The 12089-nt window shown below is 56.7% G+C and carries 9 protein-coding genes; 5 read left to right on the top strand and 4 right to left on the bottom strand.

Annotated features, from left to right (window positions below):
- Positions 1-56: 56 nt before the first annotated feature.
- Both argB and argC read right to left on the bottom strand, forming a co-directional pair.
- Positions 57-833, bottom strand: a complete 777-nt coding sequence (gene argB, locus ACMGG3_RS17765) for an acetylglutamate kinase (protein WP_086462987.1) — start codon at positions 831-833, stop codon at positions 57-59.
- Between the two features lie 6 nt (positions 834-839).
- Positions 840-1844, bottom strand: coding sequence for an N-acetyl-gamma-glutamyl-phosphate reductase (gene argC / locus ACMGG3_RS17770; protein WP_020883941.1), 1005 nt, complete (start codon positions 1842-1844; stop codon positions 840-842).
- Between the two features lie 88 nt (positions 1845-1932).
- Here argC and argE point away from each other — a divergent pair, with 88 nt between their 5' ends.
- From argE to gldA, 5 genes are all read left to right on the top strand, one after another.
- Entirely contained in the window at positions 1933-3084 is a 1152-nt protein-coding gene (gene argE / locus ACMGG3_RS17775; RefSeq protein WP_020883942.1) for an acetylornithine deacetylase, read from the top strand.
- A 270-nt stretch (positions 3085-3354) separates the two neighbouring features.
- The gene (gene ppc, locus ACMGG3_RS17780; protein WP_414149346.1) at positions 3355-6006 is read left to right on the top strand and encodes a phosphoenolpyruvate carboxylase; all 2652 of its coding nucleotides are present in this window, start codon (positions 3355-3357) and stop codon (positions 6004-6006) included.
- Between the two features lie 63 nt (positions 6007-6069).
- The gene (locus ACMGG3_RS17785; protein WP_040018280.1) at positions 6070-6834 is read left to right on the top strand and encodes a helix-turn-helix transcriptional regulator; all 765 of its coding nucleotides are present in this window, start codon (positions 6070-6072) and stop codon (positions 6832-6834) included.
- Between the two features lie 128 nt (positions 6835-6962).
- On the top strand, positions 6963-7625 hold the full coding sequence (gene fsa, locus ACMGG3_RS17790; protein ID WP_032679238.1) for a fructose-6-phosphate aldolase: 663 nt from the start codon (positions 6963-6965) through the stop codon (positions 7623-7625).
- Positions 7626-7637: 12 nt separating this feature from the next.
- Positions 7638-8741: a bifunctional L-1,2-propanediol dehydrogenase/glycerol dehydrogenase gene (gene gldA / locus ACMGG3_RS17795; RefSeq protein WP_414149347.1), complete on the top strand. Its 1104-nt coding sequence runs from the start codon at positions 7638-7640 to the stop codon at positions 8739-8741.
- A gap of 49 nt (positions 8742-8790) precedes the next feature.
- Here gldA and katG read toward each other — a convergent pair whose 3' ends face one another.
- Positions 8791-10971: a catalase/peroxidase HPI gene (gene katG, locus ACMGG3_RS17800; protein ID WP_020883946.1), complete on the bottom strand. Its 2181-nt coding sequence runs from the start codon at positions 10969-10971 to the stop codon at positions 8791-8793.
- Positions 10972-11180: 209 nt separating this feature from the next.
- Positions 11181-12071: a methylenetetrahydrofolate reductase gene (gene metF / locus ACMGG3_RS17805; protein WP_181239937.1), complete on the bottom strand. Its 891-nt coding sequence runs from the start codon at positions 12069-12071 to the stop codon at positions 11181-11183.
- Positions 12072-12089 lie beyond the last annotated feature (18 nt).

A 12089-nucleotide genomic window follows, 5' to 3' on the forward strand; every position in this document is an offset into this window, starting at 1 on the left:
GAATTTCATTGCCCGGCTGCGCTGCGCTGACCGGGCCTGCAGAATCGGTAAATTGCTTACGCCAGAATACGCGTGCCAATCGGCGTGCCGTTAAACAACGCCGGGAGTTGCTCCGCATGGCGCCAGGACGCGATGTCCACCGGACGTCCAAGCGTACGCGCGGCATCCAGCGCCGCATTGACTTTGACGATCATGCCGTCGGTAATAATGCCCTGCTCGATAAGCTGTTCGGCTTTCGCTGCGGTCATTTCCGCAATACGCTGGCCTTTGCCGTCGAGAATACCGCTTACGTCAGAGAGCAGAATCAGGTCCGCGCCCAGCGTAGCCGCCAGAGCCGTTGCCGCCTGGTCTGCATTGACGTTCATCAGCTCGCCCTCTTCGGTCACCCCGATAGAGCTCACCACCGGCAGGAATCCTCCTTCCAGCAGCATGTTAATCAGCTTAGGCGAACCAGGCTGTGCCAGTCCAACGTGTCCGAGCTCTTCGTCGAGCTGGGTCACTTTTACGCTGTCACCATCCCCCAGGCACAGACCGACTGAGGCGATATGGTGTTTCTTCGCCCACGCCAGCAGCGTTTTGTTCGCCGTCCCCGCCAGGGCACCGGTAATAATATCAATCTGGTCAGCAGGCGTGACGCGCAGGCCATTTTTCTTTTTCACCGGCAGGTTGAGCCCTTTCATCAGCTCATCAACCACGCAGCCGCCGCCGTGCACAATCACCAGCGGACGTTGGTGTGATTCGCGATAGTTCACCAGCGCGGTAAAAAGACGCTCCAGCGCTTCTTCGCTGTCCAGCAGTACACCACCGAGTTTGATAATTAATGGGTTCATCATCACACCTTAAATAAGAGCCTGGGTTTCCGGGAAACCGAAACGAATATTTGCACACTGCATTGCCTGCGCGGCAGCGCCTTTAAGTAAGTTATCTTCCGCAGCCACCACAATCAGGTGCTCACCCTGCACGGCGAAGCCAATGTCGCAGAATGGCAGGCCAACCACGTTTTTCAGCGCCGGCACGCCTTTGTCGTACAGACGCACCAGCGGTTTGTCCGCATAGGCCTGCGTAAAGGCTTCGCTCACCTGTTCGTGGGTCACGCCGGGTTTCAGGCGGCAGGTGATGGTTTCGAGGATCCCACGCGGGAAGCTGCCCAGATGCGGCGTGAAGATGACATCCGCACCCAGATGCGTCGTGATTTCAGGGTGATGGCGGTGATTGAACACGCCATACGGCTGAAGGCTCACTTCGCAGAAGCTGTTAGCGATAGCGGCTTTACGCCCCGCGCCGCTGACACCACTGGTGGCGTTGATCACCGGCCACTGGTTCAAATCCAGCAGGTCTGCGTCGATCAGCGGCTTCAGAGAAAGCTGTGCCGCCGTCGGATAACAGCCCGGCACGGCAACCAGATCCGCTTCCTTCAGTTTATCTGTGCTCCACTCCGCCAGGCCGTATACCGCTTTTTCCAGCAGTTCAGGGTGTTGATGGGTGAAACCGTAATATTTTTCGTAGAACGCGCCGTCATTCACACGGAAGGCGCCGGAGAGGTCGAACACCACACAGCCGGCCGCCAGACATTGCGGAACCAGGTCGTGGCTGACTTCGTGCGCGGTAGCTAAAAACACCACGTCGACGCCGTCGGTGAACGCGCGGATGTCAGACATTGGCTGCAGCGGCAGATCAACAATGCCTTTAAGTTGCGGATGCAAATCGGAAATTAACTTTCCTGCATCATTGCTTTGCGCTGACACGGTCAAAGCGGTTATGGTCATATGAGGATGGCGATTCACGTAGCTTACAAGCTCTGCGCCCGCATAACCGCTAGCGCCTACAATCAGCGTATTCAACATCGGGTTCCTTTATGCTCAACGTTAATGTATTTTTATTCACATTTATTGCATGAATATTGATACTATCACGACCTAAGGTGTGTCAACAATGAAAATGAACTTACCGCCATTTATCGAGATTTACCGCGCCCTGATTGCCACACCCTCCATCAGTGCGACCGAAGAAGCGCTGGATCAGAGCAATGAGTCTTTAATCAATCTGCTGGCAGGTTGGTTTAGCGATATTGGGTTTAACGTTGAGGTTCAGCCCGTTCCCGGAACACGCCATAAATTTAACCTGCTCGCCAGTACCGGACAGGGTGCCGGCGGCCTGCTGCTGGCCGGTCATACCGATACCGTTCCCTTTGACGATGGCCGCTGGACGCGCGATCCGTTCACCCTGACCGAGCATGACAACAAGCTTTACGGTCTGGGCACCGCCGACATGAAAGGCTTTTTTGCTTTTATCCTCGATGCGCTGCGTGACGTGGACGTGACAACGCTGAAGAAACCGCTCTACATTCTGGCCACTGCCGATGAAGAGACCAGCATGGCCGGGGCGCGCTACTTCTCTGAAAACACCTCGATTCGCCCGGATTGCGCCATTATTGGTGAACCAACGTCACTGCAGCCAATCCGCGCCCACAAAGGCCATATCTCCACGGCGGTGCGCGTGCTGGGCCAGTCAGGCCACTCCAGCGATCCGGCGCGCGGCGTCAACGCCATCGAACTGATGCACGACGCCATCGGCCGCATCATGCAGTTGCGCGACTCGCTGAAAGAGCGTTATCACTACGACGCATTCACCGTGCCTTACCCGACGCTGAACCTCGGCAGCCTGCACGGTGGCGATGCATCCAACCGTATCTGCGCCTGCTGCGAACTGCATATGGATATCCGTCCGCTGCCGGGCATGACGCTGAGCGATCTCGACGGCCTGTTGACCGAAGCGCTGGCGCCGGTCAGCGAGCGCTGGCCGGGCCGCCTGACGGTCTCCGAGCTTCATCCGCCGATCCCTGGCTACGAATGTCCACCGGATCATCAACTGGTTGAAGTCGTGGAAAAGCTGCTCGGCGAGAAAACCGACGTGGTGAACTATTGCACCGAAGCACCGTTTATTCAGACCCTGTGTCCTACGCTGGTGCTTGGCCCGGGTTCCATCAACCAGGCTCACCAGCCGGATGAATATCTGGAAACGCGCTTTATTAAACCGACCCGTGAACTGATTACCCAGGTCGTGCATCACTTCTGCTGGCATTAAAATGCCCCTGAGGGTTCCCTCTCCCGGTGGGAGAGGGTCAGGGTAAGGGCAACAAATCCCGCGATCTTCGTCACATTCCCATAAGCATCTCTTATCTGACGCAAAGCGAATTAAATTTCGTAAATTACCCACATTTATTCGTTTGCTGAACCGTTTTCGCAGCAATTGACGACGGGGGTTTTACGTGGCTTTATAAAGGGAGATGACAAAATATTGTCCAAAAGATTTTCGATTGGGCATAAACAAAAATGATGGGGTGACTGGGTTTTTATGAACGAACAATATTCCGCGTTGCGTAGTAATGTCAGTATGCTCGGCAAAGTGCTTGGAGATACCATCAAAGATGCGTTGGGGGAAAACATCCTCGACCGCGTTGAAACCATCCGCAAGCTGTCAAAATCTTCCCGTGCAGGTAACGAGGCCAGTCGTCAGGAGCTGCTCACCACCTTGCAGAACCTTTCTAACGATGAGCTGCTGCCCGTTGCCCGCGCCTTCAGCCAGTTTCTGAACCTGGCAAACACCGCTGAGCAATACCACAGCATTTCGCCGAATGGCGAAGCTGCCAGCAACCCGGAAGTCATTGCCCGTACGCTTCGTAAACTGAAAGACCAGCCAGACCTCAACGAAGACGTCATCAAAAAAGCGGTGGAGTCCCTTTCGCTGGAGCTGGTTCTGACCGCTCACCCAACCGAAATCACTCGCCGCACCCTGATCCACAAAATGGTGGAAGTGAACAACTGCCTCAAGCAGCTGGATAACAAAGACATTGCTGACTACGAGCGCAACCAGCTGATGCGCCGTCTGCGCCAGCTGATTGCCCAGTCCTGGCACACCGATGAAATTCGTAAGCATCGTCCAAGCCCGGTCGACGAAGCCAAATGGGGCTTTGCAGTAGTGGAAAATAGCCTGTGGGAAGGGGTGCCGAACTACCTGCGTGAGCTGAACGAGCAGCTGGAAGCGAATCTGGATTACCGCCTGCCGGTCGATTTTGTGCCGGTGCGTTTCACCTCCTGGATGGGCGGCGACCGTGACGGCAACCCGAACGTCACCGCGGAAATTACCCGCCACGTGCTCCTGTTGAGCCGCTGGAAAGCAACCGACCTGTTCCTGAAAGATATTCAGGTATTGATCTCCGAGCTGTCGATGGTAGAGGCCACGCCTGAACTGCGCGCGCTGGCCGGCGAAGAAGGTGCCAGCGAGCCGTATCGTTTCCTGATGAAAAAACTGCGTGGCCAACTGATGGCGACGCAGGCCTGGCTGGAAGCGCGTCTGAAAGGCCAGCGCCTGCCGAAGCCGGAAGGCCTGCTGAGCCAGAACGAGCAGCTCTGGGAGCCGCTGTATGCCTGCTATAAATCGCTGCAGGCCTGCGGAATGGGCATCATCGCGAATGGCGAACTGCTCGACACCCTGCGTCGCGTGAAGTGCTTCGGCGTGCCGCTGGTGCGTATTGACGTCCGTCAGGAAAGCACCCGTCATACCGAAGCGCTGGGCGAACTGACCCGCTACCTCGGCATCGGCGACTATGAAAGCTGGTCCGAAGCGGACAAACAAGCCTTCCTGATCCGCGAACTGAACTCCAAGCGTCCCCTGCTGCCACGTAACTGGGAGCCAAGCAACGAAACCCGCGAGGTGCTCAACACCTGTAAAGCGATCGTTGATGCGCCGAAAGGATCGGTGGCTGCCTATGTGATCTCCATGGCGAAAACGCCGTCTGACGTGCTGGGCGTTCACCTTCTGCTCAAAGAAGCCGGTATCGACTATGCCCTTCCGGTTGCACCGCTGTTTGAAACCCTTGATGACCTGAACAACGCCAACGACGTCATGACGCAGCTGCTGAATATCGACTGGTACCGCGGCTTTATTCAGGGCAAACAGATGGTGATGATTGGCTATTCCGACTCCGCAAAAGACGCGGGCGTCATGGCGGCATCCTGGGCGCAATATCAGGCACAGGACGCGTTGATCAAAACCTGTGAAAAAGCGGGCATCGAACTGACGCTGTTCCACGGACGCGGTGGCTCGATTGGCCGTGGTGGTGCGCCAGCGCATGCGGCACTGCTGTCACAACCGCCGGGAAGCCTGAAAGGCGGCCTGCGTGTGACCGAACAGGGCGAAATGATCCGCTTCAAGTACGGCCTGCCGGAAGTGACCATCAGCAGCCTGTCGCTCTATACCAGTGCAATTCTGGAAGCGAACCTGCTGCCACCACCAGAGCCGAAAGAGTCCTGGTGCCATATCATGGACGAGCTGTCAGATATCTCCTGCGATCTGTACCGCGGCTACGTGCGTGAAAACAAAGATTTTGTGCCTTACTTCCGTTCAGCTACCCCTGAGCAGGAGCTGGGTAAACTGCCGCTGGGTTCACGCCCGGCTAAACGCCGCCCGACCGGTGGTGTAGAGTCTCTGCGTGCCATCCCGTGGATCTTCGCCTGGACCCAGAACCGTCTGATGCTGCCCGCCTGGCTGGGCGCAGGCGCGGCGCTGCAGAAAGTGGTGGAAGATGGCAAACAGAACGAACTGGAAACCATGTGCCGCGACTGGCCATTCTTCTCCACCCGTCTGGGTATGCTGGAGATGGTCTTCTCGAAAGCAGACCTGTGGCTGGCGGAATACTACGATCAGCGTCTGGTGAAGCCTGAGCTGTGGACGCTGGGTAAAGAGCTGCGCGAACTGCTGGAAGACGACATCAAAGTGGTGCTGGATATTGCTAACGACTCGCACCTGATGGCGGATCTGCCGTGGATTGCCGAGTCCATCCAGCTGCGTAACATCTACACCGACCCCCTGAACGTCCTGCAGGCGGAGCTGCTGCACCGTTCACGTCTGGCGGAAGAAGAAGGTAAAGAGCCGGATCCACGCGTCGAACAGGCGTTGATGGTGACGATTGCAGGCGTTGCGGCAGGTATGCGTAACACAGGCTAATCCATTGGCTTCATACAGGCCCGGCAGCGCTAACGCTGCCGGGCGATATCCGGTATTCACGCCATGCACCACGACATCAGCACCCTTCTGACCGACCTCATTAATGGCACCGTCGCGCTACGTGACGTACGGTTTGTCGCCCCGCCCGACCCACACTCCCGCACAACGCCTTGCCTGGTCATTAACCTCGATAATGCCTGCGAAGCGTGGTTTTCTTCCTCTGCGGAGGGGTTACTTCATACCGGTCACGCGCTCAGCATCAGCTTCGGTAAACAGCAGCTGTCGCTTCGTCTTTATCGGGATAACGTGCTTATACAGCACCAGCAGGTTGCCCGGCGCGGCCCCCGAACCGGAGCGTTTCTCCTGCAAACGCTGGCCGAGCTGCAGATGCAGCCTGATGAACAGGAAACGGCCAGACTGGTGGTACTGAGTATGCTCAGCCACTGTCGCGATCTTCTTGGCAGCGACATTCATACTGACAGCCGCAGTCGTGCTTTGTTTGAAGCCATCCGGCGCTATCTCGATGAACATCACGCCTCACCGCTGACCCGCGATTCCGTGGCGCGGGCGTTTTATATTTCACCCAACTACCTTTCACATCTGTTTCAGAAGACCGGGAACGTGGGGTTCAATGAATACCTGACCCAAACGCGTCTGGAACACGCGCGCCAGTTGCTCAAGGGTTATGATCTAAAAATCAAAGACATTGCCGCCCGCTGCGGCTTTACAGACAGCAACTACTTCTGCCGCCTCTTTCGTAAACATACCGAACGCTCCCCTTCCGAGTACCGCCGCCAGTATCACAGCCAGCTGACTGCCAAAAACTAGCATTGTGATCGCCCTCTCACTTCACTAAGCACATTACATTTGTCCAGTATTTGGCAAAATTGACCTGTATCCCCGGCCAGCAGCCCCACCTTATCCTTAGGTTAACCTTTCTGACTTAAGGAAAAATAATGGAACTGTATCTGGATACCGCCAACGTGGCAGAGGTTGAGCGCCTGGCGCGCATTTTTCCGATTGCCGGCGTCACCACCAACCCGAGCATTGTAGCCGCCAGCGGCGAAACCCTCTGGAACGTACTGCCGCGTCTGCAAAACGCCATCGGGCCACAGGGTACGCTGTTTGCCCAGACCATGAGCCGTGAAGCCGAAGGGATGGTGGCAGAAGCCAAACGCCTGAGTAACGCCATTCCTGACATCGTGGTGAAAATCCCGGTGACCGCACAGGGCCTTATAGCGATAAAAATGCTGAAAAAAGAGGGCATAACCACGTTGGGCACGGCCGTTTACAGCGCCGCCCAGGGTTTACTGGCCGCGCTGGCGGGAGCGAAATATGTCGCACCGTATGTTAATCGCGTCGACGCTCAGGGCGGGGACGGCATTCGTATGGTACAGGAGCTGCAATCCCTGCTCGAACGCCACGCCCCAGAAAGCAGCGTGCTGGCCGCCAGCTTCAAAACACCACGTCAGGCGCTGGACTGCCTGCTCGCCGGATGTGAAGCAATCACGCTTCCTTTAGATGTAGCGCAACAAATGCTCGGCACCCCGGCGGTAGAGTCAGCCATAGAGAAGTTTGAGCACGACTGGAAAAACGCGTTTGGTAACCTCAACCTCTAAGGGAGATCTGTTATGGACCGTATCATTCAATCGCCGGGGAAATATATCCAGGGCGCTGATGTTCTCACCCGTCTCGGCGACTATCTGAAACCACTGGCAACACGCTGGCTGGTTGTGGGTGATAAGTTTGTGCTGGGTTTTGCACAAGAGACCTTGCTTGAGAGTTTCAAAAAAGCGGAAATTTATGCTGAAATCGCGCCCTTCGGTGGCGAATGTTCGCAAAATGAAATCGATCGCCTGAAAAAACGGGCCGACGGCGCCGACTGTATGGCGGTGCTCGGTATCGGCGGCGGGAAAACGCTGGATACCGCCAAAGCGCTGGCGCATTTTATGGACGTGCCCGTTGCCATCGCCCCGACTATCGCCTCCACCGACGCCCCGTGCAGCGCCCTTTCCGTCATTTATACCGACAGCGGTGAATTCGATCGCTACCTGATGCTGCCGCATAACCCGAACATGGTGATTGTCGACACCCGGGTGGTAGCTGGCGCTCCGCCGCGTCTGCTGGCCGCCGGGATAGGCGATGCCCTTGCCACCTGGTTTGAAGCGCGCGCCTGTTCCCGTAGTGGCGCGATCACCATGGCGGGCGGAAAATGTACCCAGGCTGCGCTAGCCCTCGCCGAGCTGTGCTACAACACGTTAATTGAAGAGGGTGAGAAAGCGATGCTCGCGGCCGGGCAGCACGTGGTCACACCGGCGCTGGAGCGCATCATTGAAGCCAATACCTATCTGAGCGGCGTTGGATTTGAAAGCGGTGGACTGGCGGCCGCACACGCCATTCACAACGGAATGACCGCCGTGCCGGAGGCACATTCGTTCTATCACGGTGAAAAAGTGGCGTTTGGGACGCTGACGCAACTGGTGCTGGAAAATGCCCCGGTAGAGGAAATTGAAACCGTCGCGGCGCTGTGTCACAGCGTAGGTTTGCCCATCACGCTAGCAGAACTGAACATTAAAGAGGATATTCCGCTTAAAATGCGGCTGATTGCCGAGGCTGCCTGCGCAGAGGGGGAAACCATTCACAACATGCCAGGCGGGGTGTCACCGGATCAGGTTTACGCGGCGCTGCTGGTGGCCGATCAGTACGGGCAACGGTTCCTGCGGGAGTGGGCGTAACCGGTATGGCCGGATAATAAAAAAATCCCCGCCGAAGCGGGGATTGTATTTACTGCAGATCAAACCGATCCAAATCCATCACCTTCGCCCAAGCGGCAACAAAGTCGCGGACGAATTTCTCATGGGCGTCACTGCTGGCGTAAACCTCGGCCAGCGCGCGCAGCACGGCGTTCGAACCGAATACCAGATCGGCACGCGTGGCGGTGTATTTCACTTCACCGCTGGCGCGATCGCTGCCGGCAAACAGCTCGTTTGATTCATCGGTCGCTTTCCACTGGGTATTCATGTCCAGCAGGTTCACGAAGAAATCGTTGCTCAGCACGCCTTCACGATGGGTGAACACGCCGTTCTGACTGCCATCGAAGTTCGCCCCCAGTACGCGCAGACCGCCAATCAGCACCGTCAGTTCTGGTGCAGTGAGCGTCAGCTGCTGGGCCTTATCAATCAACAGAGACTCGGTAGTGGAGGCATCAACCTGTGCACGATAGTTACGGAAGCCATCGGCAATCGGTTCGAGCAGGTTAAACATCTCGATATCCGTCTGATCCTGGCGCGCATCAACGCGGCCCGGCGTGAACGGTACATTGACGTAAACGCCGGCCTCTTTCGCCGCCTGTTCAACACCCACCACACCTGCCAGCACGATGATATCGGCCAGTGACGCTTTGTTCGTGGTACGCTGAATAGCTTCCAGGGCGGGTAACGCGCGAACCGCTGCGGCGTTAACTTCCCAGTCGCGCTGGGGTGCCAGTGCCAGACGCGCACCGTTGGCGCCGCCACGCTTATCGCCACCGCGGAAGGTCGATGCAGACGCCCAGGCAACGGAAACCAGGTCGCTCACGGACAGACCCGAGGCAATGATTTCCGCTTTCAGACTCTCGATGTCCTCATTGGTCGGGTTGAACACCGCCTGCGGCAGTGGATCCTGCCAGATGAGATCTTCTTTCGGCACTTCCGGACCAATGTAACGCGCTTTTGGCCCCATATCACGGTGGGTCAGCTTGAACCACGCGCGCGCAAAGGCTTCGTTAAAGGCCTGCGGATCGTTCAGGAAGCGGCGGGAGATTTTCTCGAACTCGGGGTCAAAACGCAGCGTCAGATCGGTGACCAGCATCGTCGGTTTGCGCTTTTTCGACGGGTCGAACGGATCAGGCATAATGTCTGGTGCATCCACGGCTTCGAACTGAATCGCACCCGCCGGGCTGCGGGTCTGCACCCACTCGTATTTGAACAGGTTCTCGAAGAAGTAGTTACTCCACTGGGTCGGCGTTTGTGACCAGATGACTTCCAGCCCGGAGGTGATCGCATCTGCGCCAACGCCGGTACCGTGCGTACTGGTCCAGCCCAGACCCTGCGCTTCAATTGGCGCGGCTTCCGGGTCGGCGCCGACATGGGTCGCCTCACCTGCACCGTGGGTTTTACCGAGGGTATGACCGCCTGCAATCAACGCAACGGTCTCTTCGTCGTTCATCCCCATGTTGCCAAAGGTGGCACGGATCGCCGCGGCCGCTGACAATGGTTCACCGCTGGCGTTTGGCCCTTCCGGGTTAACGTAAATCAGCCCCATTTCGGTGGCTGCCAGTGGGCGCTTCGCCAGTGCTTCCGGGTCACGGTGGGTGAGCCAGGCTTTTTCATCACCCCAGTTCACGTCCATATCCGGTTCCCAGACATCTTCACGCCCGGCCCCAAAACCAAAGGTACGGAAGCCAGAGTTCTCCAGCGCCACGTTACCGGCAAGGATGAAGAGGTCAGCCCAGGAAATTTTTTGACCGTATTTTTGCTTGATAGGCCACAGGAGACGGCGCGCTTTATCCAGACTTACGTTATCTGGCCAGGAGTTCAGGGGGGCAAAGCGCTGTTGACCGCGCCCTGCGCCACCGCGACCGTCAACGGAGCGATAGGTACCTGCGCCGTGCCAGGCCATACGGATAAACAGGCCCGCATAGCTGCCCCAGTCGGCTGGCCACCACGGCTGAGAGTCGGTCAGAAGTGCTTTGAGATCGCCCTTGAGCGCTGAGTAATCGAGTTTGCTGAATTCTTTGCGGTAGTCAAAGTCTTCACCCAGAGGGTTAGAACGGTTGGAATGTTGATTAAGAAGATCGACGCGGAGTTGTTTTGGCCACCAGTCGCGGCTGCCTGTGCCTGCCCCCGCGCTGTGATCGACGCTGCCCTGATGGAACGGGCACTTGCCGATTGATGCCGCATTATTGCTGTCGTCTGACGTGCTCATCGCTATGCTCCCTTTTACAGTGTTACCGTTACGATATACGCCCTTGTTGATAAGGTATAGTTGAGATAACCCACAGATTCGATAGTTAATTCCGTTTAATTTCCCATTGAAAGTATGTGCGTTCTGTACGTCAAAGGCAGCATTGCTGATATGGCGGGGAAATAAAACCCTTATAAATCAAAAAACCCTCCGAAAAGGGCTTCTATTTGTTATGCGTCAGGCCGAACACCCAGCGTATGGCAAATGGCGTAACTCATTTCCGCGCGGTTGAGCGTATAGAAGTGGAAATCCTTCACCCCTTCACGACTCAAGATCTTCACCATGTCCATCGCGATGTTTGCGCCCACCAGCTTGCGTGTTTCCGGGTCATCGTCCAGCCCTTCGTACATTTTAGACATCCAGTGTGGAATGCGCACATTGGTCATATCGGCAAATTTCTTCGCCTGTTTGAAGTTAGAGACCGGCAAAATTCCCGGGATAATTTCGACGTCGATGCCCGCGGACACACAGCGGTCACGAAAGCGCAGGTAGCTTTCCACATCAAAGAAGAACTGGGTAATGGCGCGGTTCGCACCGGCGTCCACTTTACGCTTCAGGTTAAGCAGATCCGCCTGGGCGCTTTTCGCTTCCGGGTGAACTTCAGGGTAAGCGGCAACGGAAATGTCGAAGTCTGCGACCTCTTTCAGCAGCGCGACCAGATCGGTGGCGTACATGTCCGGTTTACCGCTCCCCGGCGGCAGGTCACCGCGCAGGGCGACGATATGGCGAATACCGTTGTTCCAGTAGTCCTGGGCAATGGCACGCAGCTCATCGCGCGTCGCGTCGATACAGGTCAGGTGCGGAGCCGCTTCCAGACCCGTACGGTCCTTAATGCCTTTAATGATGCTGTGCGTACGGTCACGCTCACCGGAGTTGGCACCGTAGGTGACGGAGACAAACTTCGGTTTCAGGCTGCTCAGGCGATCGATAGAGCTCCAGAGGGTTTGCTCCATTTCACTGGTGCGCGGCGGGAAAAATTCAAAAGAGACGTTAATCTGACCATTTACTTCGGCCAGGCTCTGATTCAGGGCTTCCCGCTGGTTGGCGTGAAAAAAGCTCATACCTTACCTCATCAATCG

Origin of the sequence: Enterobacter sp. BNK-18 (genome assembly GCF_047456135.1) — a bacterium.
Taxonomy (GTDB): domain Bacteria; phylum Pseudomonadota; class Gammaproteobacteria; order Enterobacterales; family Enterobacteriaceae; genus Enterobacter; species Enterobacter ludwigii.

What these genes read in the sequence shown, in the direction of transcription:
- argB (WP_086462987.1), bottom strand. Translation starts at nt 833, where the DNA reads ATGATGAACCCATTAATTATCAAACTCGGTGGTGTACTGCTGGACAGC.
- argC (WP_020883941.1), bottom strand. Translation starts at nt 1,844, where the DNA reads ATGTTGAATACGCTGATTGTAGGCGCTAGCGGTTATGCGGGCGCAGAG.
- argE (WP_020883942.1), top strand. Translation starts at nt 1,933, where the DNA reads ATGAAAATGAACTTACCGCCATTTATCGAGATTTACCGCGCCCTGATT.
- ppc (WP_414149346.1), top strand. Translation starts at nt 3,355, where the DNA reads ATGAACGAACAATATTCCGCGTTGCGTAGTAATGTCAGTATGCTCGGC.
- ACMGG3_RS17785 (WP_040018280.1), top strand. Translation starts at nt 6,070, where the DNA reads ATGCACCACGACATCAGCACCCTTCTGACCGACCTCATTAATGGCACC.
- fsa (WP_032679238.1), top strand. Translation starts at nt 6,963, where the DNA reads ATGGAACTGTATCTGGATACCGCCAACGTGGCAGAGGTTGAGCGCCTG.
- gldA (WP_414149347.1), top strand. Translation starts at nt 7,638, where the DNA reads ATGGACCGTATCATTCAATCGCCGGGGAAATATATCCAGGGCGCTGAT.
- katG (WP_020883946.1), bottom strand. Translation starts at nt 10,971, where the DNA reads ATGAGCACGTCAGACGACAGCAATAATGCGGCATCAATCGGCAAGTGC.
- metF (WP_181239937.1), bottom strand. Translation starts at nt 12,071, where the DNA reads ATGAGCTTTTTTCACGCCAACCAGCGGGAAGCCCTGAATCAGAGCCTG.